The organism is Citrobacter sp. Cm046 (genome assembly GCF_030333065.1).
Taxonomy (GTDB): domain Bacteria; phylum Pseudomonadota; class Gammaproteobacteria; order Enterobacterales; family Enterobacteriaceae; genus Citrobacter; species Citrobacter murliniae.
In genome coordinates this window covers 85,977-111,192 of the sequence record NZ_JAOWGP010000007.1, presented here as the reverse complement: position 1 = coordinate 111,192, position 25,216 = coordinate 85,977, and the positions used below count along the sequence as shown (strand labels likewise).

Genomic DNA, 25,216 nt, shown 5'->3' with positions numbered 1-25,216 from the left:
ATTAATCATGAAAATCTCCCCCTCTTTAATGTGTATGGACCTGCTGAAGTTTAAAGAACAAATCGAATTTATCGACTGTCATGCAGATTACTTTCACATCGATATTATGGACGGCCACTTTGTGCCAAATCTAACGCTCTCACCGTTCTTCGTCAGCCAGGTTAAAAAACTGGCGAGTAAACCGCTCGACTGCCATCTGATGGTAACGCGTCCGCAGGATTACATTAGTCAGTTGGCGCGCGCTGGTGCGGATTTCATTACCCTTCATCCGGAAACTATCAACGGCCAGGCGTTCCGCTTGATTGACGAAATCCGCCGTCATGGCATGAAAGTGGGGCTGATTCTTAACCCGGAAACACCGGTTGAGGCAATGAAATACTATATCCATAAGGCCGATAAAATTACGGTCATGACAGTCGATCCCGGCTTTGCCGGACAACCATTCATCCCTGAAATGCTGGATAAAATTGCCGAACTGAAGGCATGGCGTGAACGAGAGGGTCTAGAGTACGAAATCGAGGTGGATGGTTCATGCAACCAGGCGACCTACAAAAAACTTATGTCAGCTGGTGCGGATGTCTTTATCGTCGGCACCTCCGGGCTATTCAACCATGCGGAGAATATAGACGATGCGTGGAAAGTGATGGCTGCGCAGATCCTGACTGCGAAAAACGAGGTACAGCCTCATGCAAAAACAGCGTAACGTTGTAGCGGGCGTGGATATGGGGGCAACCCATATCCGTTTTTGCCTGCGGACAGCAGAGGGTGAAACTCTACACTGTGAAAAAAAACGTACCGCAGAGGTGATTGCTTCCGGCATCGTGTCAGGTATCGCCGGAATGCTCAACGAGCAACTTAGGCACTTTGAAGTTCGCTGCCGCGGTCTGGTGATGGGGTTTCCGGCGTTAGTCAGCAAAGATAAGCGCACCATTATTTCTACGCCTAACCTGCCATTGGCGCAGGAAGAACTACAGGGGCTCGCGGGTAAACTGGAAGAGGTGCTGGACTGCCCTGTGGAGTTTTCCCGCGACGTCAACCTGCAACTGTCCTGGGATGTAGTAGAAAATTGCCTCACGCAGCAGCAGGTTCTGGCTGCCTATCTCGGTACCGGAATGGGCTTTGCGGTGTGGATGAACGGAGCCCCCTGGACCGGAGCGCACGGCGTGGCAGGAGAACTGGGTCATATTCCCCAAGGCGATATGAACCAACGCTGCGCCTGCGGCAACTCAGGGTGTCTGGAAACTGTCTGCTCCGGACTAGCACTAAGACGTTGGTATGAACAACATCCCCGAGATTATGCGCTGAGTGAACTGTTTGTTTATGCTGGCAACGCCTCCTTCGTCCAGGATCTACTGGAAAACGCTGCACGGGCAATTGCTACCAGCATTAATCTGTTCGATCCCGATGCAGTGATTCTGGGAGGAGGCGTGATGGATATGCCCGCCTTCCCACGCGAGACGCTGATTGCCATGACCCAAAATTACCTGCGCCGTCCACTGCCATATCAGGCCGTGCGTTTCATCGCAGCCTCGTCTTCTGCCTTCAATGGCGCTCAGGGCGCGGCGACACTGGCCCATTATCTTTTTTTATCACAATCTAACGCAGTGCTTGCGCCAGTTGCACACGAGTAAAAGGTTTACGCAATAACGCTACGTCCGGTAGCGCTGGGTTGTGCGCCGGGCGTAAATCCTGGCCGCTGATCAGCAGGATGGTCAACTGCGGATAATGCTTCAGCGCGTGGTTAACCACATCCACCCCGCTTAAGCCACCAGGTAACATTAAGTCACTGATAAAAATATCAATCTCAGATGACGACGCCAGCATATGCATCGCCTGTTCGCCGTTGGATGCCTCCAGCGTCAGATAGCCCAGCAGGTGTAGCTGCTCGCACAACGTCTGGCGCACGTCGGCCTCATCTTCGAGTACCAGAACCAGTTTTTCGCCGCGGGTTGTGGCGTGTTCCGTTATCGGTTCCACCTGAATCTGCACCGGCACAATCGCGCGAGGAAGCTGTAACCTGACGGTAGTTCCCTGCCCTGGCGCGCTTTCAATCTCGACGCGACCGCCGGACTGGCGCACAAATCCGTATACCATCGACAACCCCAGCCCGCTGCCGCTGCCGGTCTGTTTGGTAGTGAAAAACGGTTCAAAGACCTGTGCTTTGATCTCCTGCGACATGCCGCTACCCTGGTCGGCAACCTCCAGCATCACCATGTCCTGCCTGCGTCCATCGCTGCGCGTCACCCGCTGATTCCAGCTGCGAATTTTAATCGTGCCCGCCTGCCCTTCCATCGCATCACGGGCGTTCATGACCAGATTAATGATAGCATTCTCCAGTTGACTGACGTCAATCCACGCCGGCCAGGCGGGCGTCTGGGCTTCAATCTCCAGCGTCAGCGTGGCGGGTAACGAGTGGCGCATCAACTCACCCAGATTCTCCAGCAACGTTTTCAGCTCTACCGCATGCGGATGCAAAGATTGTTTACGCGAAAAGGCTAATAGCCGTTGGGTGAGTAGTGCGCCGCGCTCCGCCGCTTTGAGCGCCCGGTTGATACGCGGCGCATCGGGAGAATCCGGATTAACCAGATCCAGACTGCCGATAATCACCGCCAGCAGGTTATTGAAATCATGCGCTAACCCGCCGGTCAGTTGCCCCACCGCCTTCAGCTTTTGGCTGTGCAACAGTGCTTCTTCAAGGCCCTGACGTTCGGTTCGATCGATTTCCATTTGCGTGGTTTTTTCTTTCAGCAACCGGGTGGTGTGCTCAAGCGAAGCCGTGTTACGCGCAAAAACGCTAAAAGCACGCGCCAGCTCTCCCAGCTCATCGCGCCGTTGCAGGGCAGGAACACTAACGTCTGATTCACCATGCGCCAGCCGGGTCATCGCACGCGAGATAGCCGTCAGGTTGGAGCCAAGATTACGGTAGATATACCAGCCGGCAAAACCCGTGATCACCACCGCCAGCAGCGCAAAGATCATGATAAACAGCACGCCGGACTGCAATTCATGATGGCTCTGTGCCACCCGCTGTTCAGAGATAATCGCCACCTGTGAGACATACTGGTTGATATCACTGTTGAGGATCGCTACCAGCGCTTTGATATGAAACATATACCAGTTGATCGCCAGATCGCTCTGTTCCAGCGCTGACGAAAGCGGTTCAAGCTTATGTAGCTCCTGATTGAAGTCGTTGAGAATACGGTTAATCAACAGGCTGGCATTGTGCAGTGGCAACGCAGGCATTACATCGTCCAGCTGTTTGATCACCGATCGCGGCGTTGGCGTTTCGATAGCGGCGACGATCAAGCGATCCATTTGCCCCAGCAGCACGTCATCCTGCCCATCGGTGAGTTTTTGCAGATGGCGTAAGTAACTTTGATTCTGGTACAGCGAACTGAGCAATGCGTTACGTTCCAGATGTCGTAACTGACCGCGCTGTAACATGCCTTCCACACTGCTTTGCAACTCATTGCTGCGTTGAATAATTCGTCCAACCAACTCCGGTTCCTGCTGTGCCAGCGGTGCGCTGGCCAGTTGTTCCAGCGAATGTTTTAGCGCCCGCTGGGTCTCCTGTAACCGCTCCGCTTCACCTTTGTATTCCAGCGCCCCCACCACTTGCGAGAGCCGCACCGCCGCCGTTGCCACGTTTGCTGTATCGCGCGCCAGATTCATGCTACCGGTCATATCGTCTACGGTTTGCTGTTGCACCTGTTCCTGAATCTGACTGGCATGCTGAAAACCCAGCACCGCAACGCCACTCACCATCAGCGTGACCGCGACCACCAGCAGGTTAAAGAACAGCAGTCGCCCGCGCGCACTGGCGAAAAAGTGACGTCCGGGTTGCGGCATATCACGCTCCATGAAGAAAAATCGCAATATGACAAATATGAACGGCTTCTGACATTTTGCATTTACATTCCTGTGATGGACTGCTGATATCGGCCACCCCGCAGGAGATCCGTTATGAGCAAGACACCGGTTCTGGAAATGCGCAATATTGCCAAAGCATTTGGCAAATTTTATGCGCTGAAAGGGGTCGATTTGACGGTCTGGCCCGGTGAGATCCACGCGCTGATGGGCGAAAACGGCGCGGGAAAAAGCACCCTGATGAAGATCCTTGCTGGCGCCTATACCGCCACCAGTGGTGAGATCCTGATTGACGGTCAGCCTTTTCATATTCGTGGGCCAAAGGATGCGCTTAGTGCAGGCATTACGTTGATTTATCAGGAGATGCAGCTCGCACCGAATCTTACAGTAGCGGAAAATATCTTCCTCGGCAGCGAGCTGTCGCGTGGTGGCCTGGTCCAGCGTAAAGAGATGGTGATGCAGGCGCAAAAGGTCATCGACCGGCTTGGCGCGCAGTTTAAGGCCAGCGATCGCGTGATGACGCTCACTATCGCCGAACAGCAGCAGGTGGAAATCGCCCGCGCTCTGCACCGTAACAGCCGCATCCTGGTAATGGATGAACCCACCGCCGCACTCTCCTCCCGTGAAACCCACCGCCTGTTTGAGCTGATCATGCGTCTGCGTGATGAAGGCATGGCGATTATCTACATCAGCCACCGTATGGCAGAAGTCTACGAACTGTCGGATCGCGTCAGCGTATTACGCGACGGGCAGTACGTCGGCAGTCTGACCCGCGACAAGCTCAACGCCTCCGAACTGGTACGTATGATGGTGGGCCGCCCTTTAAGCGATCTGTTCAACAAAGAACGCGATATCCCATTAGGCAAAGCGCGTCTGAATGTCCATCACCTGACTGATGGCAACAAAGTCCAGCCATGCAGTTTACTGGTACGTTCCGGGGAGATCGTTGGCCTGGCTGGGCTGGTCGGAGCCGGGCGTTCCGAACTGGCGCAACTCATATTTGGCGTACGTAAAGCGATCAGCGGCATGATTGAAGTGGACGGTGAGCCGGTGGTGATCCACTCCCCGCGCGAAGCCATTGACCACGGTATCGGTTTTCTTACTGAAAATCGCAAAGAACAGGGGCTGTTTTTAGAGCTGGCGGCGGCAGAGAACATCACCATGGCAACCCTGGAACGTGATGCAAACTGGGGCATGCTCAACCGCAAAAAGGCACAGACCATTTCTGATGACGCCATCCAGTTGCTCAATATCCGCGTCCCACATGCTCAGGTTCGCGCAGGCGGTCTGTCTGGCGGTAACCAGCAAAAATTACTGATCTCACGCTGGGTAGCGATTGGCCCACGCATTTTGATCCTTGATGAACCGACCCGTGGTGTGGACGTCGGAGCAAAAAGCGAGATCTACCGGATCATGAACGATATGGCGCGCAAAGGCGTGGCGATCCTGATGATCTCCAGCGAACTGCCGGAAGTCGTCGGCATGAGCGATCGGGTGTATGTGATGCGCGAAGGCAGTATTGCCGGAGAGCTGAACGGACAAAGCATTACTCAGGAAAACATTATGACGCTGGCGACCGGCGTGAACGACTCCCATCATCAGGCGGTGCACCATGACTAATCCAACCACTCCCCAGCAGGTGGCAAAATCGGCCTCCGCAAAAAAAATGCTGATGAGCGATCTGATGCAAACGGTCGGCATTTTACCCATTTTGATCCTGATTGTGGCGGTATTTGGTTTTATCGCCCCAAACTTTTTTACTGAGAGCAACCTGCTCAATATTACCCGTCAGGCATCGATTAACATCGTACTGGCTGCCGGAATGACCTTCATCATTCTGACCGGCGGGATCGATCTCTCCGTGGGCTCCATTCTTGGTACTACCGCAGTCGCGGCGATGGTCGTTTCTCTTATTCCTGAACTGTCCATGCTGTCGATTCCGGCTGCGCTGATGCTCGGTCTGGTTCTGGGGTTGTTTAACGGCGCGCTGGTCGCCTTTGCCGGATTGCCACCGTTTATCGTTACGCTTGGGACCTACACGGCACTACGCGGTGCGGCCTATCTGCTGGCAGACGGGACGACAGTAATTAACTCCAACATTAGCTTTGAGTGGATCGGCAACAACTATCTCGGGCCGATTCCGTGGCTGGTGGTCATTGCCCTGGCGGTGATTGTCGTGTGTTGGTTTATTCTGCGCCGCACCACACTGGGCGTTCATATCTACGCAGTCGGCGGCAACATGCAGGCGGCACGGTTAACCGGCATCAAAGTGTGGCTGGTGCTGCTGTTCGTCTACGGCATGAGCGGTCTGCTTTCGGGTCTTGGCGGGGTGATGAGCGCCTCACGACTGTACAGCGCCAACGGCAACTTAGGCATGGGCTATGAGCTGGACGCCATCGCGGCGGTGATCCTCGGCGGCACCAGTTTTGTCGGCGGAATTGGCACCATCACCGGCACGCTGGTTGGGGCGCTTATTATCGCGACGCTCAATAACGGAATGACGCTGATGGGCGTTTCCTATTTCTGGCAACTGGTGATCAAAGGGGCGGTGATCATCATAGCGGTGCTAATCGACAAATACCGTACCCGACACCATCAAAGTGCATAAGCCAACTTGCCGGATGGCGGCGCAATTGCCTTATCCGGCTTATAACAACAATACCCTACGTGAGGAAACGAGTATGCGTTTGAAGCCATTAGTGACTGCGCTCTGTGCTGGCGCACTGCTTGCTGCTACGCCTTATGTGCAGGCAAAAGAACTGAAATCAATCGGCGTAACGGTGGGCGATCTTGCCAACCCGTTCTTCGTACAGATAACCAAAGGTGCGGAGCTGGAAGCGCGCAAACTGGCGGGTGATGGTGTCAAAGTAACGCTGGTTTCCAGCGGCTACGATCTGGGGCAGCAGGTGTCTCAGATCGACAACTTTATTGCCGCCAAAGTTGACATGATTATTCTTAACGCTGCCGATTCCAAAGGCATCGGACCGGCGGTCAAGCGGGCAAAAGATGCGGGGATCGTCGTGGTCGCTGTTGACGTGGCGGCTGAAGGTGCAGATGCGACCATCACCTCCGATAACACCCAGGCAGGTGAAATGGCCTGTAAGTACATCACCGATCGCCTGAAAGGCAAAGGCAACGTCGTGATCATCAACGGGCCTCCGGTTTCCGCGGTACAGAACCGCGTGGAAGGCTGCCAGACCGAATTCAAACGCCACCCGGACATCAAGGTGCTTTCACATAACCAGAACGCCAAAGGCAGCCGTGAAGGTGGACTGGAGATCATGACTGCATTGCTGGCGGCCAATCCGAAGATCGACGGCGTATTCGCGATTAACGATCCCACGGCGATCGGCGCCGATCTGGCAGCAAAACAGGCGCAACGCAGTGAATTCTTTATTGTTGGTGTTGACGGATCTCCGGACGGAGAAGAAGCACTGAAGCGTGAGAATTCACTGTTTGTGGCGACCCCGGCACAAGATCCGCAAGTGATGGCTGCCAAGGCGGTAGAAATCGGCTATGACATATTACAGGGGAAACCCGCGCCGAAAGAGCCTGTGCTGATCCCGGTGACGATGATCGATAAAAACAACGTCGGTAGCTATAAGGGTTGGACGGTGAAATAACCCCCCACCACGACACTGCCGGATAGCGGCATCAATGCCCTGTCCGGCGTTATAAGGAGAATGCTGCCCATGAAACGCTCCGCAATAAACGAAATTCTCGGCCACACACGCCAGTTTTTTTCCCTGCACGATGTGCATCTCCCGCCTTTTGCCAGCTTTCCGCCAACCCAATGGCGCAAACTCGATGCCTCCGCATGGAGCGAAGTCTTTGACCTCAAACTCGGCTGGGATGTCACTGCATTCGGTGGCAACAACTTCGCCGCACTGGGATTAACGCTGTTCACCCTACGTAATGGCTCGCCGAAAGGCATGCCTTATGAGAAATGCTACGCCGAAAAAATCATGCATGTCCGTGATGCACAGGTCACCCCAATGCACTTTCACTGGCGCAAGCGCGAAGACATTATCAATCGCGGCGGCGGCAATTTGATTGTTGAACTGTGGAACGCCGATATTCGCGAGCAAACAGAAGCGAGCAACGTCAGCGTGGTCATTGACGGTTGTCGGCAAATCCACTCCGCTGGCAGCCAGTTACGCCTGACTCCAGGGGAAAGCATCTGCCTGACACCCGGTCTGTATCACAGCTTTTGGGCTGAGGAAGGTTTCGGCGACGTACTGGTTGGCGAAGTGTCTTCTGTTAATGACGACGACCATGACAATCACTTTCTGCTGCCGATCGCCCGTTATAACGACATTGAAGAAGATGAACCGGCGCAGTTGGTGCTGTGTAACGAGTATCGCCTGTTCCGTTAACCAAGGAGCGTATTATGCCGTTGATTTCTCTTGCCGATGGCCTCGCCCATGCTCGCGAGCACCGCTATGCCTTAGGGGCTTTTAACGTCCTCGATTCACACTTTCTGCGCGCGCTGTTTGCCGCAGCCAAACAGGAACGTTCACCGTTTATTATCAACATTGCCGAAGTCCACTTTAAATATGTCTCGCTGGATTCGCTGGTCGAAGCGGTGAAATTTGAAGCCGCACGGCATGATATCCCTGTGGTGCTTAACCTTGACCACGGTCTGCACTTTGAGTCAGTCGTCCGGGCACTGCGATTAGGATTCAGTTCAGTAATGTTCGATGGTTCAACGCTGGATTACGAAGAAAACATCCGTCAGACCCGCGAAGTGGTGAAGATGTGTCACGCCGTCGGCGTTTCGGTGGAAGCGGAACTGGGTGCGGTGGGCGGTGATGAAGGCGGTGCGCTGTACGGTCATGCCGACGAATCATTATTTACCGATCCCATGCTGTCACGCGATTTCGTCGACAGAACCGGTATTGACGCGCTGGCAGTTGCTATTGGCAATGCGCACGGCAAGTACAAAGGCGAGCCAAAACTCGACTTCCCGCGTCTGGACGCCATTCGCCAGCAGGCAGCGATCCCGTTGGTACTGCATGGGGGTTCAGGCATCAGTGATGATGACTTCCGCCGCGCGATCGAACTGGGGATTCATAAAATCAACTTTTATACCGGCATGTCACAGGCGGCACTGGCTGCAGTAGAGTCGCGCATGGCCAATCGTCAGCCGCTGTACGATGAATTTGCCGAGCTGTTATTAGGTATTGAAGAGGCCATCACCGATACCGTTTCCGAACAGATGCGCATCTTTGGCAGCGCGGGGCAGGTCTGATGGAACGCCGGGGCATTATCGCCGCGGGCAACATGCTGGTCGATCATGTACATCAGATCGTGCAATGGCCGGAGCGCGGCTGGCTGGCTGAAATAACCCGTAGCGAACGCGCAACGGGCGGTGCGCCGTTAAACGTGCTGCTCACGCTGGCGAAAATGCACACGGGTTTGCCGCTGCAGGCGGTGGGATTGATCGGCCAGGACAGCGACGGGGACTACATCATGGCGATGCTCGAGCAGTATCACGTTAATCGCCAGCACGTACAGCGCACCACCTCAGCCCCTACCTCGATGTCTCAGGTGATGACCGACCCAGGCGGCCAGCGTACTTTTTTCCACTCTCCCGGCGCGAACAGGCTACTGGATTTGCCCGCATTTGGCGCACTTGATACGTCGATGAAAATTTTCCATCTGGGTTATCTGCTGCTGCTCGACAGTCTGGACATGCCAGACGAAGAGTTCGGCACGCGCAGCGCACGATTGTTGGCACAAATGCGTGAGAATGGATTTGAAACATCGCTGGATCTGGTGTCTCGCAAGGGTGATCCACGCTATCAACCACTGGTAATGCCCGCGCTGCGTCATCTGGATTATCTGGTCATCAACGAGCTGGAGGCCGGAGAATTCAGCGGTCTGGAGATCCGCCAGCCCAACGGTGAGTTACATATCCCCCATATCGCCAGCGCCGCGCGTGAACTCCTGGACGCAGGCGTGCGCCAGCGAGTGGTGATCCACTGCCCGGAAGGCGCCTGGGGAGAAACGCCGGATCAGGATGGCGTCTGGATACCGTCACAGTATCTGGCACAGGAGGAGATCGTGGGCAGCGTCGGCGCGGGGGATGCGTTTTGCGCGGGTTTTCTGTACGGCTGCCACGAACGCTGGTCGCTGACGGATAGCGTCAGACTGGCGCACGCCTGCGCACGGGCAAGCTTGCTGTGCGCCAACGCGATTGACGGTGCAAAAACGCTGGAAGAGTTAAAAGCCGGAATGGCTGACGCCTGATGGCGCGACGCTTATCAGGCCTACGGGAAACGTGTAGGCCTGGGTGATAAAATTACGCTGCTTTATCGTGATGCTGCACGTCAGCGGCGAACACATAACCCAGGCCGCGCAGAGTTTTGATCAACGTCGGCTGATGCGGATTGTTCTCTATTTTTCGCCGCAAACGCATAATTAATACATCGATCGTACGGTCAAAGACTTCGACGTTGTCGCTACGCGTTAGCTCCAGTAACTGTTCACGGCTCAGTACCCGACGGGCGTTTTGCGCCAGCGCCAGTAGCAGACTGTACTCGCCTTGCGTCAGATCCACTTTCAACTGTTGGGGGTTATGCAACTGGCAGCCTGCGGTATCAAGATGCCAGCCATTAAAGGAGAGCCCCGTCGTTTGCGGGCCAGTGCTTTCTGCACTGAGCACTCCGACACGCCTGAGCACCGCCTTCACCCGCGCCACCAGCACGCGGGCGTTGAACGGCTTGCCAATGTAGTCATCAGCGCCCATTTCCAGTCCCACAACCACATCCGACTCACTGCCCAGCCCGGTCAACATCACGACCGGCAACCCTGACCTCATCTTTTGCACCTGTTGCAGCACCATCAACCCGTTGGTATCGGGCAGCATCATATCCAGCAATACCAGAGCAATATCCGGCTGGGTATCAATACAGCGCAACGCCTCCTGCCCGGTATGACAGGCCGTCACAGCAAAGACATGCTCACTCAGCACATCCTGTAACAATGCGCAGATCGCCACGTCATCATCCACAACCAGTATGGCTGGCTTCATTATTCTTCCCCATTTTATGCCAACTCAAATGAGTGTGAATGATTCTGCACAGAGTGACAGCGATAAGGCACAAGGACGTGCGGGAAACATAACCTTGGTCACACTGCCAGGCCGTCACACATTTGGAATTCGTCACGTCAAATATGACGACAGCCTGTTTTTCGTCAGGGTTTTGTTCAAAATTCACCCGTAATATCAGTAAATGCCCCTAATAAAAACATGGCATAAAAGATGCATAACTAAAGCGACAAGCGCGTATGCGCGATTTGATTAACTGGAGCGAGACCGATGAAAAAAGTCGTCACGGTTTGCCCATATTGCGCATCAGGTTGCAAAATCAACCTGGTGGTCGATAACGGCAAAATCGTCCGGGCTGAGGCGGCGCAGGGGAAAACCAACCAGGGTACCCTGTGTCTGAAGGGCTACTATGGCTGGGATTTTATTAACGATACCCAGATCCTGACCCCTCGTCTGAAAACCCCAATGATCCGTCGCCAGCGTGGCGGCAAGCTGGAATCTGTATCCTGGGATGAAGCGCTTAATTACGTCGCCGATCGCCTGAGCGCCATCAAAGCGAAGTATGGCCCGGACGCCATTCAGACGACCGGTTCATCTCGCGGCACAGGTAACGAAACCAACTATGTAATGCAAAAATTCGCGCGCGCCGTTATTGGTACCAATAACGTTGACTGCTGCGCTCGCGTCTGACACGGCCCTTCGGTTGCAGGTCTGCACCAATCGGTCGGTAACGGCGCAATGAGTAATGCTATCAATGAAATTGATAACACAGATTTAGTGTTCATCTTCGGGTACAACCCGGCGGATTCCCACCCTATCGTGGCGAATCACGTGATTAACGCTAAACGTAACGGGGCGAAAATTATCGTCTGCGATCCGCGCAAAATTGAAACTGCGCGCATTGCCGACATGCACATCGCGTTGAAAAACGGCTCGAATATCGCGCTGCTCAACGCCATGGGACATGTCATTATCGAAGAAAAACTGTATGACCAGGCGTTCGTGGCCTCGCGTACGGAAGGCTTCGAAGAGTACAGCAAGATTGTCGAAGGCTACACGCCGGAGTCCGTCGAAGATATTACTGGCGTTAGCGCTCAGGAAATTCGTCAAGCTGCGCGTATGTACGCATCGGCAAAAAGCGCGGCCATCCTCTGGGGCATGGGTGTTACCCAGTTCTATCAGGGTGTGGAAACCGTGCGTTCACTGACCAGCCTCGCCATGCTGACCGGTAACCTCGGTAAGCCAAGCGTGGGTGTTAACCCGGTCCGTGGCCAGAACAACGTTCAGGGCGCGTGCGACATGGGTGCACTTCCGGATACCTATCCGGGCTATCAGTATGTGAAAGATCCGGCTAACCGCGAGAAATTCGCCAAAGCCTGGGGCGTTGAAAGCCTGCCTGCACATACCGGCTATCGCATCAGCGAACTGCCGCACCGTGCGGCACATGGCGAAGTTCGCGCAGCGTACATTATGGGTGAAGATCCATTACAGACCGATGCTGAACTCTCCGCGGTGCGCAAAGGCTTTGAGGATCTGGAACTGGTCATTGTGCAGGATATCTTCATGACCAAAACAGCCGCTGCCGCAGACGTTATTTTACCGTCTACGTCATGGGGTGAGCATGAAGGCGTTTTCTCCGCAGCTGACCGTGGCTTCCAGCGCTTCTTTAAAGCCGTTGAGCCGAAGTGGGACCTGAAAACGGACTGGCAGATTATCAGTGAAATCGCTACCCGTATGGGCTATCCGATGCACTACAACAACACCCAGGAAATCTGGGATGAGTTGCGTCATCTGTGCCCTGATTTCTACGGTGCCACTTACGAGAAAATGGGCGAGCTGGGTTATATCCAGTGGCCGTGTCGCGACACCTCAGATGCCGACCAGGGTACGTCTTACCTCTTCAAAGAGAAGTTCGACACCCCGAACGGCCTGGCGCAGTTCTTCACCTGCGACTGGGTAGCGCCAATCGATAAACTCACCGAAGAGTACCCAATGGTACTGTCTACGGTGCGTGAAGTTGGCCACTACTCTTGCCGCTCCATGACCGGCAACTGTGCAGCGCTGGCTGCACTGGCGGATGAGCCGGGCTATGCCCAGATCAACACCGCCGACGCTGAACGTCTGGGTATTCAGGATGAAGATCTGGTGTGGGTTAACTCTCGCAAGGGTAGAGTTATCACCCGCGCGGCAGTGAGTGACCGTCCGAACAAAGGTGCGATTTACATGACCTACCAGTGGTGGATTGGGGCATGTAATGAACTGGTAACCGAGAACTTAAGCCCGATTACCAAAACGCCGGAGTATAAGTACTGTGCCGTCAACGTTGAACGCATTGCCGATCAGCGTGCTGCCGAACAATACGTTATTGATGAGTACACCAAGCTGAAAGCCAGCCTGCGCGAAAGCGCAATGGGTTAAGCTTGTCTCTACGGCCTCCATTCGGAGGCCGTTTTTTTATGCAAATAATCTCTCTATACTGTTCATTCCCTACACTAAATCTAAAAATAAGATGAAACGACTTTTCGCCTTAATGGTGTTAATCACATGCTTTGTCCATGCCGAAGAGCCTGGTAGCCAGTTTCTGCAGGCTGCCGAATCCGGAGACCGACGTGCGCAATACTTCCTCGCTGATACCTGGTTTAGTTCCGGCGATTTGAGCAAAGCCGAATACTGGGCGCAAAAAGCCGCCGACAACGGTGATGCAGATGCCTGGGCCTTACTGGCGCAAATTAAGATAACCAATCCGGTCAGTCTGGATTACCCGGAAGCCAAAACGCTGGCCGAAAAAGCCACTCAGGCTGGCAGTAAGGCCGGGGAAATCACGCTGGCGCGGATTCTGGTGAACACTCAGGCGGGGCGACCAGATTATCCCAAAGCCATTACGTTGCTACAAAATGCATCCGAGAATCTGGAAAGCGATTCAGCTGTTGATGCACAAATGCTGCTAGGGCTGATTTATGCCAACGGTGTGGGCATACCCGCAGATGATGAGAAAGCGACATGGTATTTCAAACGCAGTTCTGCCATTTCGCGTACCGGTTATTCCGAGTACTGGGCGGGGATGATGTTCTTAAACGGCGAGCAGGGCTTTATCGAGAAGAATAAACAGAAGGCTCTGCACTGGCTGAATCTGAGCTGTACGGAAGGATTTGATACCGGCTGCGAGGAGTTTGATAAGTTAACGAACGGCTAGTTTTGAGTTGCCGGATGAACGTAGTCGTTGTAGGCCTGATAAGCGTAGCGCCATCAGGCAACCCAGAGCAGGTTGCCGGATGGCGGCGTTGCCTTATCCGGCCCTACAAGGCGGTCTTCTCAAATTTCCCCAGCACCTCACGCTCATAGGCCAGCGCTTTTTTGCGGTCAAATTTGTGTTCCCATTTCGCAATAACCAGTACTGCCAGCGCGTTACCCACCACGTTCAGTGCGGTACGCGCCATATCAAGGATACGGTCGACACCGGCAATGAACGCCAGGCCTTCAAGTGGAATCCCCACGCTGCCAAGCGTAGCCAGCAGCACGACAAAAGATACGCCCGGCACGCCTGCGATCCCTTTCGACGTCACCATCAACGTCAGCACCAGCACGATTTCCTGCCACAATGACAGATCAATACCGTACAACTGAGCGATAAAGATAGCGGCGATACTCTGGTACAGCGTCGAACCATCAAGGTTGAATGAATAACCGGTCGGTACCACGAAGCTGGTGATCGACGCCGGAGCGCCATAGGCTTCCATCTTCTCAATAATACGCGGCAGCACGCTCTCGGAACTGGCGGTGGAATAGGCCAGAATCAACTCGTCTTTCAGAATACGAATCAGGATCCAGATGCTCAGCCCACACACGCGTGCCACGATACCCAGTACGACCAACGCGAAGAACAGGATGGCGAAATGCACCAGCAGTACCAGCTTCGCCAGCGGCCACAGGGATGCAAAACCGAAGTTTGCAACGGTAACGGCAATCAACGCAAAAACACCGACCGGCGCATAACGCATCACCATGTGCGTCACTTTAAACATGGTTTCAGAGATGGAGCGAAACACGGTAACCAGCGGTTCGCGGTGGGTTGCTGGCAGAGAAGACAATCCTAAGCCAAACAGCACCGAGAAGAAGATAATCGGCAGCATTTCGCCTTTTGCCATTGATGCAACAATGTTGGTCGGCACCAGTGACAAAATAGTGCCCATCAGGCCATGCGCGTGGCTCTGCACTTCTGCGGTTGTGCTTTGATATTTCGAAATATCCACGGTCGCCAGTTGCGACATATCAACGCCGGTACCGGGCTGGAATACGTTCGCCAGCGTGATACCGAGGATGATCGCAACGGTGGTGATCACTTCGAAATAGATAATGGTTTTTGCGCCAATACGACCCAGTTGTTTTGCATCACCGACCCCGGCGATACCTACAATCAGCGTTGAGATAACAATCGGAACTACGATCATTTTGATCAGGTGGATAAAGATATCGCCTGCCGGGGACAGCAGGTTTAACACCAGCCATTCTCGGCTGTCACTATGGTAATGCAGGTAACTCCCTAGCAAAATGCCCAGCACCATGGCGATCAAAATCTGCCAGGCCAGGCTGACTTTCAAATTTTTCATAACAACGGACTTCCTCGGTGGAGCGCTATTCCACATGCAGTGTGTGGTAATAGTACATACTGAAAGGGTATGAATTGTGTTGCGTTCGTTTATGGAGTTTTTTAACGCTTATTATCATTATCATTTGCGTGCTATCTCGCGCAACCCTCCAGGAACAGAGCCTTCAGCTGAATTTATGCATAAAAATGCAATTTTATCGGGATAACGATGAATAACTTTTTGTTATAAAAGAATTTTAATATGTTCAAAAATGAAGAAGTCATGGCGTGAGTTTTTTTTGCTCATTTGTTCGTTCGCCTGTTTTTTAAACAGCAAAAACGATGCAAATCACAAAAAAACAATTTTATTTCTGCCGATTCTGCAACAACTTCGCCATATTGATAGAGTCAATCAACTGCACACGATTCACCCTTGGTGAGTTTAAATCCAGTACTTTTTGCCACTGCGAAATAGCCTGATCGTAATCAGCCTGCATAAACGCATCGGAAGCCAGAAGCATCAACGCGGTGACTTCACTGGCGTCCAGCGCCAGGGCTTTAGCTATCATTTCACGGGTTTTCGGTGTCATGTGCTGCCCGGCCTGATAGTACAACACCGTCGCCAGAGCCGAGTAGATTTCAGCGTTTTCGCCGCGTAAACGCAGCGCCTGTTCATAGGCCAGCAGCGCATTATGATACGCATTTTGCCAGAGATAATACTCACCAAGCAGCGCCCACTGCGCGCTGTCCTGCGGGTTAGCGCGGATTTTCTCCTGCAGGGATAGTAGCTGTTTTTCCTGCACATTTTCAGCAGAAAAGGCGTGTAAAGGGTCCGCCAGACGCGCCTGTTCCACGCGGATCGCCTGCCATTTTGGCATCAGAAAATAAGCCCCCACGCAGGCTGCTGCCACCAGCATGACCGAGACACTCAGCCACTTCAGCGGAAGCCGACGTGATGAGGTAACAAGCCGCGATGGTTCTGCCAGATCATGGCTCAGCTCCTGTTGTAACTGCTCCGCCTCGGGTTGTGCCAGTAGCCGCTGAGCCTGCTGCTGGCTGTGACGCAGTAATATTACACTGACCTGATGCAGACTCATTTACGTTCTCCGCGGTTACGTTGGCTGACCCTCACCCGCCACAGGATAATCCCTCCCAGCAACAACAGGACGCACGGCAATGCCCACAGCAGCAGCGTTTGTCCAGTCAACGGGGGGTTATAGCGCACAAAATCGCCGTAGCGCTCAGTCATCCAGGTGGTGATTTCCTCCTCGCTTTTCCCCTCTTCCACCATGCTGTAAACCTGATGACGCATACTGACCGCCACTGGTGCATTGGATTCCAGTAAGTTTTGGTTCTGGCACTGGGGGCAGCGTAGTTGGCTGGCAATAAATAGCGCTTTTTCCTGCTGTTGCGGGTTTCCAAAGCGCCAGGTATCCACAATCTGAGCATGGCCGCTAAAGGGCAGAAAAATCAGCACTGCCAGCAGTAACATCGTTTTGCCGGATGATGGCGTCGAAGCCTTATTCAGCTTTTCTGATTCATCACAGACAGGAGCGATAAGCGCAGCATCATCAGGCAACAATCCAGGACGCTTCCTCCCTCGCCATCCGCTGAGCAGCGCACCGAGTACCATCAACAACCCGCCGCCCCATACCCAACGCACGCCGGTCTGAATGTAAAAGCGCATCGCATATCTCTCTTCCCCGGTTTTTTCGCCCATCACCGCATACCAGTCATGAAGCAGATCCCAGCGAATACCCGGCTCCATCATCTGTTGACGCCGTGCCGCATAAAAACGTCGCTCTGGCACAACGCTGCCGATGTGCTGCCCATCTTCTGAGATAACGATTCGCGCTTTTTCGGTGGTGTAGTTCCCGTGTGCGGCAAGATCGAGGCGATCAAAACGAAACGTATAACCTGCCAGTTCAACCTGTTCCCCGGGGCTTAAATTAAGGCTTATCTCGTGCCGACTGCCGCTGGAGAAGATGATCCCCGCAGCAAATACCAGCACACCGGTGTGCGCCAGCAATGCCGGAAGCTGGCGGCGTAGTGCCTCCAGAGGCTGAAACCAGAGTCGCACCATTACCGCAGCGACCAGCCCACCAGCCATTGCGTCCAGCGTACCCAGCGACCAGCACAGCGCAGCCACCAACAAACCAATGGCAAATGGCCAGACCCGTCGGCGCAAGGAAATGCGTGCGGAGCGTTTCCAGAACCCGCCCGCCGACAGACCAAGCACCACCAGCATGAGCAGGCCGAACGGCAGCGTGGCACGATTAAAATAAGGTGCGCCAACGGAGAGTCGTCCCCAACCAAACAGGCCATAAATCATCGGATAGAGCGTACCGATCAGCACGATTAGCAGCACTGCGCAAAAGAGCAGCAACGCCGCCAGAATCGACATCTCGCGCGACCAGCCGCCAAAACGCGCAGCCTGGTGGACATCCCGCGCCCGCCAGGCATACAGACCAAGTGATGCCAGGCTTAGCACGGTAAACAGCGCGAACAGCGGCGCGGCGCGGACGTTATCCAGCGCGAAGGCGTGGACAGAAACCAAAATACCGGAACGTACAATCAGCGTACCCAGCAGCGATAATATCAGCGTCACAATCGCCAGCAGCAGCGACCAGTGGCGGAAGATTCCCCGCTGGCAAGTGACATACAGGCTATGCAGCAACGCGCTGGCAGAAAGCCAGGGTAATAAAGAAGCGTTTTCAACCGGGTCCCAGAACCACCAACCGCCCCAACCCAGCTCGCAATACGCCCACCAGGAACCGAGGATGATACCCAACGTCAGAGCGCACCAGCCAGGCAGCGCCCAGCGCCAGCATACCCAGGCGGTCGCCGCGCTAAAGCTCCCGCGTAGCAGCGAAGCCAGCGCTACGCCAGCCGCCACCATCAGGCCACCGTAGCCAAGATAGAGCAGCGGCGGGTGGAAGATAAGTCCAGGGTGTTGCAGCATCGGATTAAGGTCGCGCCCTTCAATCGCTGGCGGGAAGATACGCACAAACGGATCAGACCACACCACCACAAACAGCAGGAGCAGAGCTGTCATGATTGACAGAACGCTGAGAGTCAGCGGAAACAGCGTGTCCGGTTCCCGCCGATAGCGCCAGGCGAACAGCGCACTCCAGCCGGAAAGAAACAGTACCCACAACAGGAGCGATCCTTCATGACCGCCCCATACCGCCGCAAGTTTTAACCCCCACGGCAGCAGGCTGTAACTATGCTGGGCAACGTAAACAACGGAGAAATCGCTGGTCAGAAAACAGAAAGCCAGAATGGCAAAAGCCAGCAGCAGCAGTGTAAATTGCGTCCATACGCCAACGCTTGCCAGACGCATCACGCCCTGCCAGCGCAGGCGAACACCCACCAGCGCGGCAAGCGGGGTCAACACGTTGACCCCGAGACTTAACAGCAGTGCCAGAAAACCGGCTTCAGGAAGGAATATTTCCAGAAATCACCCTACCTTATGCAACTGTAAGCTGGCCTGCGTACAGAATAAAAAAGCGCAGTAACAGCACTCCTGTCAGACTGGCGCCGCACACCGCCAGAACGCCGTGAAACGTCGAGCTACGATTAGCCCAGGGTTTCAGCAGCATCGGTAGTATCAGCCCAAGCCCGGCAACGCCAAGCCAGAACCACCAGGTCCAGAAACCACCACCCAGCGCTGCTGCCAGTGCACGCATTTTGCCGTCATCGCCTAATGCCAGCCCCACAAAGAACGCTGCCAGCAGGAAGATCTCCAGCCAGACAACCGGGGTTTCCATACGGTGAACAAAGTGCGCCTCAGTACTGTGCGGGTTGCTGCGATGGCGTAATGCCATGGCAATTAACGCAACCGCCGCCCCGGAGGAGATCCCGGAGAACAGGAACAGGACCGGCAGGATCGGGTTATTCAGGAATGGATAGGATTTCAGCGCCGACAGCAGGAACCCGGTATATGCCCCGAGCAGTACCGCCAGCACCAGCATTACTGTTTCCAGCAGACGATGGAACGGCGTTATCAGCGCCAGCAGTTTCTGCACGATACTCAGACGCGGGATGAAGCGCTGTTGCAGGGCAATAACATCTTTTTCGAAGATTTTTGCCAGCCACAACACCAGCACCACCATGTACAACTGAAACAGCATGACCCCCATCGACATCACCGAAGTGAAGCTGTAGTGGAACATCAGTTTCCAGAAGGTCCACGGTCGCGTCAGGTGGAATACCAGAATCAACAGACCAAGAATAATCGCTCCCGGCCCGAGTACCAGCGTGGTGCGCAGCAGCGTACTGTCGGCACCGCCCGCTTCCGGGTGCAGCCGTCGCAGCAATACCGACAACGTCACCAGTCCAGCGGATATGCCAATCAGAAACAGATAGATGGCAATGGGCCAATCCCACACCAGTGATTCAAAATGAAAAGCAGAAGCGGGTGTCATTGGCTCACCTCCCCATATTTAAAGGGAACGCGGTAGACCTTCGGTTTTGTGCCCAGCGCCAACTTGTAACGGTAGGTGTTTTTCTGGTGCAACAAACGAGAGATGTCGCTGTTGGGATCGTCCAGATTACCGAACGTCAACGCCTTCGTCGGACACGACTCAACGCAGGCAGGCTGTTTGCCCGCTTTCAGGTTGGTTTTCCGACAGAAATCGCATTTATCCGCCGTCTTATTGACCGGGTGGATAAATCGCACACGGTAAGGACAAGCGGCAATGCAATACTGGCAGCCGACGCAAAGATCCGGGTTTACATCCACAATCCCGGTGGCGGCATCGCGATACGACGCCCCCGTCGGGCAGACGTCAACACAGGGAGCATGATCGCAGTGCTGGCAAGAGTGACGGAAGAAGCGGTACTTCACATCGGGAAACGTCCCCAGCGGCTCACTACGAATAATCGTCAGACGCGAGACGCCTTCTGGCACGTTGTTGACTTCCCGACAGGCATCCATACAGGCAGTGCAGCCGATGCATAATGACTCATCATGTATCATGCCGTAACGGACGCCGTTGATATTCAACGTCTTCGCCACAACGCGTCCCGCCGTCCCGCTCACAGCCACCAGCGCGCTGACGCCGGTGATAAACTGGCGACGAGAGCAACTCATGGATGCTCCTTAAGCAAGGGAATAGACGCCGGGTTAAAGTTTGGATTGTTACGCTGATCGCTGTGGCAATCGACGCAAATCTTAATCCGTCCTTTATCGCTTAGCGTCTGCATCGTGTCTTGCTTCGGATGCAATGAGTGACAGCTGGCACAGGCCACTTTAGTCACGTGGACATCATGCGGCCAGAACGCTTTTTGCAACTGCTCAGGTAGGTGGCAGGACATACAGACGCTGTTCTGCTGCTCCACGTTGTACATCGGCTCATTAAAGCGCATCACATCCTTCACCCCTTCACGGTGATTCGGGGATGGCTGGCCGTGACAGTTGGTGCAGGTAACCGGCAGTTTATTATTCGGGTTGATGACTTGTGCATGTTTACCATGCATGCCTTCAGTGTCTGGCTTATGACAATCCAGACAGGCGGCATCCGGGTTACGCTGTTGGGTTACCGTCCAGCGTTGCTCCGATTCCTGTGGCGTTGGCGTGGCGGTTATCCCGCACAGGCTCCAGAACAGGCCTGACGCCAGCACCCCAGCAGTTAATAACGAACGTAATACGCTCATATTCACTCCGTTGAGTTATCCGCCCCTTGCGAGGCGGAATGGGGTTATTGGCTTAACAGACCGTTTTTACGTGCCTGGTCTTCCCATTGCGGAATCACCGTTTTGATGAAGTCCTGCTTCTCAGCATTGATTTGCTGCATATTCAGACCAATCGCCTGCTGGGCTTTCTCCTTGGTGGAGATATCCGGCAGAGGGATTTCATGAGTGATGCCTTTGGTCGCCAGCAGACGTACCAGTTTGGTGCGTGCATCAGCGGCTTTATCCATCGCGCTACCCAACATACGCAGACCTTCTTCCGGCGCGTGCATGTGAATACCGTGTGAAGCAATCGACAGATCCCAGCGCCATTGTGCATGGCGAATATCTTCCAGAATCGGCTTCATTTCAGCTTCCGTCGCGCCCGCATCCCATGCAGCTTTTGCTTCAAAGTGCGCATGAACCAGTTGATCCTCAACTTTGATTTTCAGGTCATGAATCGCTTGTTTACGCTCAGCAACCACTTTTTGCAGTGAGGCTTTATCCTGGGTGTGGCAGTTAGCGCAGGTCTGAGGGAAGTTATCGAACGGGTTACCAATCTTATGGTCGGTATAGATCTTGCCTTCGGCGTTCTGTACTTTCGGCATGTGACAGTCAATACAGGTCACATTGTTCTTGCCATGAATGCCCACGCTCCAGGTTTCATATTCCGGGTGCTGCGCTTTCAGCATTGGCGTTTTAGACAGAGAGTTGGTCCAGTCGGAGAACGCGATGGCGTCGTAGTATTTCTCCATGTTCTCAACTTTCATGCCCTCATCCCACGGGAACTTAACGGCTTTGTTTTTACCGTCAAAGTAGTACTCCACGTGGCACTGACCGCAAACCATTGACTGCTGGTCAAAGCGACCGGCTTTATCAAACGGTTTGCCAATCGTTTCCATGGCGCGTTCCGCGTAAGGGCGAGACAGCGTCAATTCAGGCTTCCCTTTGGCGAAATCTGGCGATGCGGTGTTATGGCAATCGCCGCAGCCTAAGTTGTTAACAATTTCAGGGCCGCCACGCGCCCATTTGCCGTGAAAGTAACCGTCTTCCCCGTCTTTCTGGATCAGACGTGCCACATCCGGGCTTTTACAGCTCCAGCAGGCCATCGGCAGCGGACCATCTTCTGCCGTTTTTGGCGCGCCGGTACGTAAGGTTTCACGCACATCGGTAACCGCGTACGCGTGCCCACGCGGTTTGTTGTAATCGCGGGAGAAAGGATATCCCGCCCACAGGATCACCAGTCGAGGATCTTCTGCCAGCGCATCTTCACGAGCTGACTGCTCCGACGTGGCTTTCCAGGAGAGATATTGATCGGGATGCTGAGGGGCGAAGGTTTCATTCTTCGCTTCAACGGTGACGGTCTTTGCGGGTACAGGGGTTTGTTCAGCATTAACAACAGATATAAATAAAAACGGTAATATCAGGCTGAAGAAACGGCGTACGCGTGATTTTGTCCTTGCCATAGGGGTCTCATCCAGATGACGCCATTACTTTCAATGGCGGTTCTTTTATTGTTTTCCATAACAGCAACCACACGAATACTGTCATGACATTGCTCCACCCTATTTGTAACAAGAAACCCCACAAGAAATGTTGTTTTTAATCAATTGTAAGTGTATGTAAAATACCACTTTAGAGTTATTCACCCCCTTCCGAGCCTCACTCTTTTGTCTATTTTCGATACGGATCACCTTTTCAACAATTTATTGATAACTGCATGTTATTACGAGATTTAATCAATTTTTGCTAGTTCCCTTCAAAAATCAGTTTGCCGCTAATTTGCACAATTCCTTTATTGCGTGATCTGCCGCGCAAATACTAAACAAAAACGCCAAAGCCCCTACATTTAACGTTTGTGCGACATATTATTAACATCCTACAAGGAGAACAAAAGCCATGAGCCAAATACACAAACACGCTATTCCCGCAAATATTGCGGACCGTTGCCTGATAAACCCGGAGCAGTACGAAGCGAAATACCAGCAGTCCATTACCGATCCCGACACATTTTGGGGCGAGCAGGGAAAAATTCTTGATTGGATCAAACCGTACAGCAAGGTTAAGAACACCTCTTTTGCACCTGGCAACGTATCCATAAGATGGTACGAAGACGGCACGCTGAATCTGGCGGCGAACTGCCTTGACCGTCATCTGCTGGAAAATGGCGATCGCACCGCCATTATTTGGGAAGGCGATGATGCCACCCAAAGCAAACATATTACTTATCGCGAACTGCATCGCGATGTCTGCCGTTTTGCCAATACCCTTCTGGATTTGGGGATTAAAAAAGGCGACGTCGTGGCTATTTATATGCCAATGGTTCCGGAAGCTGCGGTTGCCATGCTGGCCTGCGCCCGCATTGGCGCTGTGCATTCGGTTATCTTCGGCGGTTTCTCACCGGAAGCCGTTGCCGGACGTATCATTGACTCAAATTCACGCCTGGTAATCACCGCTGATGAAGGTGTGCGCGCCGGACGCGGCATCCCACTGAAAAAGAATGTGGATGATGCGCTAAAAAACCCGAACGTGAAAACCGTTGAACATGTAGTGGTCCTCAAACGTACCGGTGGGAAGACAGACTGGCAGGAAGGTCGTGACCTGTGGTGGTCCGATCTTATTGAAAAAGCGAGTCCTGAGCATCAGCCGGCAGAAGTGAACGCGGAAGATCCGCTGTTTATCCTGTATACCTCCGGCTCCACCGGTAAACCGAAAGGCGTGCTACACACCACTGGCGGTTATCTGGTTTACGCGGCGACGACCTTTAAGTATGTCTTTGATTATCATCAGGGGGATATCTACTGGTGTACCGCTGATGTGGGCTGGGTTACCGGACACAGCTATCTGCTGTACGGCCCGCTGGCCTGCGGTGCAACGACACTGATGTTTGAAGGCGTCCCCAACTGGCCAACGCCTGCGCGTATGTCGCAGGTTGTGGACAAGCACCAGGTGAATATTCTCTATACCGCACCAACCGCAATTCGCGCCCTGATGGCAGAAGGTGATAAAGCGATTGAAGGTACTGACCGTTCATCGCTGCGTATTCTGGGATCGGTGGGCGAACCTATCAACCCGGAAGCGTGGGAGTGGTACTGGAAGAAGATTGGTAACGAAAAATGCCCGGTCGTCGATACCTGGTGGCAGACCGAAACCGGTGGCTTCATGATCACCCCACTGCCGGGTGCAACCGAGCTGAAAGCCGGATCCGCGACGCGCCCGTTCTTTGGCGTACAACCCGCCATCGTTGATAACGAGGGTAATCCGCTGGAAGGCGCTACCGAAGGCAATCTGGTTATTACCGACTCCTGGCCGGGTCAGGCGAGAACCCTGTTTGGCGATCACGAGCGCTTCGAGCAGACCTACTTCTCTACTTTCAAGAATATGTACTTCAGCGGCGACGGAGCGCGTCGTGACGAAGATGGGTATTACTGGATCACCGGACGCGTTGATGACGTGCTGAACGTCTCCGGTCACCGTCTGGGTACGGCGGAAATCGAGTCGGCGCTGGTGTCGCATCCGAAAATCGCCGAAGCCGCGGTAGTCGGTATTCCACATAACATCAAAGGCCAGGCGATCTACGCTTACGTCACACTCAACCACGGCGAAGAGCCGTCACCTGAGTTGTACGCTGAAGTTCGCAACTGGGTGCGTAAAGAAATTGGCCCGCTGGCAACGCCAGATGTGCTGCACTGGACTGACTCACTACCGAAAACCCGCTCCGGCAAAATCATGCGCCGTATTCTGCGCAAAATTGCGGCGGGCGATACCAGCAATCTGGGCGATACCTCGACCCTCGCCGATCCAGGCGTGGTAGAGAAACTGCTCGAAGAGAAGCAGGCTATCGCGATGCCATCCTAACAAAGTCCTGAAAATGCCGGATGGCGACGCCAAAACGTCTTATCCGGCCTACAAATCTGACCCTACCCTCTCTTCACCGGGAGGGAAATATAAAAACCTCCCCCAAAGGATTTCGCGTTACAGGAAGGCGACAAACGAGCACATCCCCAAGAACAGAGTTCACTATGTCACTGGGGTGG

20 protein-coding genes are annotated in these 25,216 nt (G+C 53.9%); 11 read left to right on the top strand and 9 right to left on the bottom strand.

All coding sequences use genetic code 11. The features are described 5' to 3' along the window. Positions 1-7 precede the first annotated feature (7 nt). Both alsE and alsK read left to right on the top strand, forming a co-directional pair. Positions 8-703: a D-allulose-6-phosphate 3-epimerase gene (gene alsE / locus OGX98_RS00530; protein WP_286492195.1), complete on the top strand. Its 696-nt coding sequence runs from the start codon at positions 8-10 to the stop codon at positions 701-703. After that, complete coding sequence (gene alsK, locus OGX98_RS00525) at positions 687-1,631, top strand: allose kinase (RefSeq protein WP_286594690.1); 945 nt, start codon at positions 687-689, stop codon at positions 1,629-1,631. The genes alsE and alsK overlap by 17 nt, the downstream gene beginning before the upstream one ends. Here the strand turns inward: alsK and OGX98_RS00520 are convergent. Beyond that, complete coding sequence (locus OGX98_RS00520) at positions 1,597-3,849, bottom strand: hybrid sensor histidine kinase/response regulator (protein ID WP_286594688.1); 2,253 nt, start codon at positions 3,847-3,849, stop codon at positions 1,597-1,599. The two genes, alsK and OGX98_RS00520, sit on opposite strands and share 35 nt — an antisense overlap. Positions 3,850-3,963: 114 nt before the next feature. On the opposite strand from OGX98_RS00520, the gene OGX98_RS00515 reads away from it, so the two are divergent. The 6 genes from OGX98_RS00515 to OGX98_RS00490 all read left to right on the top strand — a co-directional run bounded on the left by OGX98_RS00515 (position 3,964) and on the right by OGX98_RS00490 (position 10,119). After that, positions 3,964-5,487: a sugar ABC transporter ATP-binding protein gene (locus OGX98_RS00515; protein WP_048222394.1), complete on the top strand. Its 1,524-nt coding sequence runs from the start codon at positions 3,964-3,966 to the stop codon at positions 5,485-5,487. After that, positions 5,480-6,475, top strand: coding sequence for an ABC transporter permease subunit (locus OGX98_RS00510; protein WP_045438694.1), 996 nt, complete (start codon positions 5,480-5,482; stop codon positions 6,473-6,475). Before OGX98_RS00515 ends, OGX98_RS00510 begins: the two co-directional genes overlap by 8 nt. Before the next feature lie 73 nt (positions 6,476-6,548). Next, positions 6,549-7,490, top strand: coding sequence for an ABC transporter substrate-binding protein (locus tag OGX98_RS00505; RefSeq protein WP_045438690.1), 942 nt, complete (start codon positions 6,549-6,551; stop codon positions 7,488-7,490). Positions 7,491-7,559: 69 nt separating this feature from the next. Then, positions 7,560-8,243: a D-lyxose/D-mannose isomerase gene (locus tag OGX98_RS00500; protein ID WP_045438687.1), complete on the top strand. Its 684-nt coding sequence runs from the start codon at positions 7,560-7,562 to the stop codon at positions 8,241-8,243. 14 nt (positions 8,244-8,257) lie between these two features. Beyond that, a complete protein-coding gene (locus tag OGX98_RS00495; protein WP_286594687.1) occupies positions 8,258-9,118 on the top strand; it encodes a ketose 1,6-bisphosphate aldolase in 861 nt (286 codons plus the stop codon). Further along, positions 9,115-10,119 carry a carbohydrate kinase family protein gene (locus tag OGX98_RS00490; RefSeq protein ID WP_136345598.1) on the top strand — a complete coding sequence of 335 codons (1,005 nt, stop codon included), beginning with the start codon at positions 9,115-9,117 and terminating at the stop codon, positions 10,117-10,119. Before OGX98_RS00495 ends, OGX98_RS00490 begins: the two co-directional genes overlap by 4 nt. Before the next feature lie 52 nt (positions 10,120-10,171). Here the strand turns inward: OGX98_RS00490 and OGX98_RS00485 are convergent, their stop codons facing one another. Further along, complete coding sequence (locus OGX98_RS00485; protein ID WP_286594686.1) at positions 10,172-10,903, bottom strand: response regulator; 732 nt, start codon at positions 10,901-10,903, stop codon at positions 10,172-10,174. Between the two features lie 288 nt (positions 10,904-11,191). On the opposite strand from OGX98_RS00485, the gene fdhF reads away from it, so the two are divergent. After that, positions 11,192-13,339, top strand: coding sequence for a formate dehydrogenase subunit alpha (gene fdhF, locus OGX98_RS00480; RefSeq protein ID WP_081918179.1), 2,148 nt, complete (start codon positions 11,192-11,194; stop codon positions 13,337-13,339). A 91-nt stretch (positions 13,340-13,430) separates the two neighbouring features. Beyond that, positions 13,431-14,114 (top strand): Sel1 family TPR-like repeat protein YjcO, encoded by a 684-nt coding sequence (yjcO, locus tag OGX98_RS00475; protein WP_048222406.1) that lies wholly within the window; start codon positions 13,431-13,433, stop codon positions 14,112-14,114. 103 nt (positions 14,115-14,217) lie between these two features. Here yjcO and gltP read toward each other — a convergent pair whose 3' ends face one another. The 7 genes from gltP to nrfA all read right to left on the bottom strand — a co-directional run bounded on the left by gltP (position 14,218) and on the right by nrfA (position 22,645). After that, positions 14,218-15,528, bottom strand: coding sequence for a glutamate/aspartate:proton symporter GltP (gene gltP / locus OGX98_RS00470; RefSeq protein ID WP_045438658.1), 1,311 nt, complete (start codon positions 15,526-15,528; stop codon positions 14,218-14,220). Between the two features lie 343 nt (positions 15,529-15,871). Next, on the bottom strand, positions 15,872-16,423 hold the full coding sequence (gene nrfG, locus OGX98_RS00465; RefSeq protein WP_286594701.1) for a heme lyase NrfEFG subunit NrfG: 552 nt from the start codon (positions 16,421-16,423) through the stop codon (positions 15,872-15,874). A 176-nt stretch (positions 16,424-16,599) separates the two neighbouring features. Next, positions 16,600-18,963: a heme lyase NrfEFG subunit NrfF gene (gene nrfF / locus OGX98_RS00460; RefSeq protein ID WP_200012948.1), complete on the bottom strand. Its 2,364-nt coding sequence runs from the start codon at positions 18,961-18,963 to the stop codon at positions 16,600-16,602. Between the two features lie 13 nt (positions 18,964-18,976). Beyond that, positions 18,977-19,933 carry a cytochrome c nitrite reductase subunit NrfD gene (gene nrfD, locus OGX98_RS00455; protein WP_045438653.1) on the bottom strand — a complete coding sequence of 319 codons (957 nt, stop codon included), beginning with the start codon at positions 19,931-19,933 and terminating at the stop codon, positions 18,977-18,979. Further along, positions 19,930-20,601, bottom strand: coding sequence for a cytochrome c nitrite reductase Fe-S protein (gene nrfC / locus OGX98_RS00450; RefSeq protein WP_045438650.1), 672 nt, complete (start codon positions 20,599-20,601; stop codon positions 19,930-19,932). The genes nrfD and nrfC overlap by 4 nt, the downstream gene beginning before the upstream one ends. Then, a complete protein-coding gene (gene nrfB / locus OGX98_RS00445; RefSeq protein WP_045438645.1) occupies positions 20,598-21,164 on the bottom strand; it encodes a cytochrome c nitrite reductase pentaheme subunit in 567 nt (188 codons plus the stop codon). The genes nrfC and nrfB overlap by 4 nt, the downstream gene beginning before the upstream one ends. A 44-nt stretch (positions 21,165-21,208) precedes the next feature. Next, positions 21,209-22,645: an ammonia-forming nitrite reductase cytochrome c552 subunit gene (gene nrfA / locus OGX98_RS00440; protein WP_045438632.1), complete on the bottom strand. Its 1,437-nt coding sequence runs from the start codon at positions 22,643-22,645 to the stop codon at positions 21,209-21,211. 433 nt (positions 22,646-23,078) lie between these two features. Here nrfA and acs point away from each other — a divergent pair, with 433 nt between their 5' ends. Continuing rightward, complete coding sequence (gene acs, locus OGX98_RS00435; RefSeq protein WP_200012913.1) at positions 23,079-25,037, top strand: acetate--CoA ligase; 1,959 nt, start codon at positions 23,079-23,081, stop codon at positions 25,035-25,037. Positions 25,038-25,216 lie beyond the last annotated feature (179 nt).

What these genes read in the sequence shown, in the direction of transcription:
- gltP (WP_045438658.1), bottom strand. Translation starts at nt 15,528, where the DNA reads ATGAAAAATTTGAAAGTCAGCCTGGCCTGGCAGATTTTGATCGCCATG.
- nrfD (WP_045438653.1), bottom strand. Translation starts at nt 19,933, where the DNA reads ATGACACCCGCTTCTGCTTTTCATTTTGAATCACTGGTGTGGGATTGG.
- nrfB (WP_045438645.1), bottom strand. Translation starts at nt 21,164, where the DNA reads ATGAGCGTATTACGTTCGTTATTAACTGCTGGGGTGCTGGCGTCAGGC.
- alsK (WP_286594690.1), top strand. Translation starts at nt 687, where the DNA reads ATGCAAAAACAGCGTAACGTTGTAGCGGGCGTGGATATGGGGGCAACC.
- nrfA (WP_045438632.1), bottom strand. Translation starts at nt 22,645, where the DNA reads ATGGCAAGGACAAAATCACGCGTACGCCGTTTCTTCAGCCTGATATTA.
- OGX98_RS00495 (WP_286594687.1), top strand. Translation starts at nt 8,258, where the DNA reads ATGCCGTTGATTTCTCTTGCCGATGGCCTCGCCCATGCTCGCGAGCAC.
- alsE (WP_286492195.1), top strand. Translation starts at nt 8, where the DNA reads ATGAAAATCTCCCCCTCTTTAATGTGTATGGACCTGCTGAAGTTTAAA.
- nrfG (WP_286594701.1), bottom strand. Translation starts at nt 16,423, where the DNA reads ATGCTGGTGGCAGCAGCCTGCGTGGGGGCTTATTTTCTGATGCCAAAA.
- OGX98_RS00515 (WP_048222394.1), top strand. Translation starts at nt 3,964, where the DNA reads ATGAGCAAGACACCGGTTCTGGAAATGCGCAATATTGCCAAAGCATTT.
- OGX98_RS00485 (WP_286594686.1), bottom strand. Translation starts at nt 10,903, where the DNA reads ATGAAGCCAGCCATACTGGTTGTGGATGATGACGTGGCGATCTGCGCA.
- OGX98_RS00500 (WP_045438687.1), top strand. Translation starts at nt 7,560, where the DNA reads ATGAAACGCTCCGCAATAAACGAAATTCTCGGCCACACACGCCAGTTT.
- OGX98_RS00505 (WP_045438690.1), top strand. Translation starts at nt 6,549, where the DNA reads ATGCGTTTGAAGCCATTAGTGACTGCGCTCTGTGCTGGCGCACTGCTT.
- OGX98_RS00520 (WP_286594688.1), bottom strand. Translation starts at nt 3,849, where the DNA reads ATGCCGCAACCCGGACGTCACTTTTTCGCCAGTGCGCGCGGGCGACTG.
- OGX98_RS00510 (WP_045438694.1), top strand. Translation starts at nt 5,480, where the DNA reads ATGACTAATCCAACCACTCCCCAGCAGGTGGCAAAATCGGCCTCCGCA.
- yjcO (WP_048222406.1), top strand. Translation starts at nt 13,431, where the DNA reads ATGAAACGACTTTTCGCCTTAATGGTGTTAATCACATGCTTTGTCCAT.
- nrfC (WP_045438650.1), bottom strand. Translation starts at nt 20,601, where the DNA reads ATGAGTTGCTCTCGTCGCCAGTTTATCACCGGCGTCAGCGCGCTGGTG.
- acs (WP_200012913.1), top strand. Translation starts at nt 23,079, where the DNA reads ATGAGCCAAATACACAAACACGCTATTCCCGCAAATATTGCGGACCGT.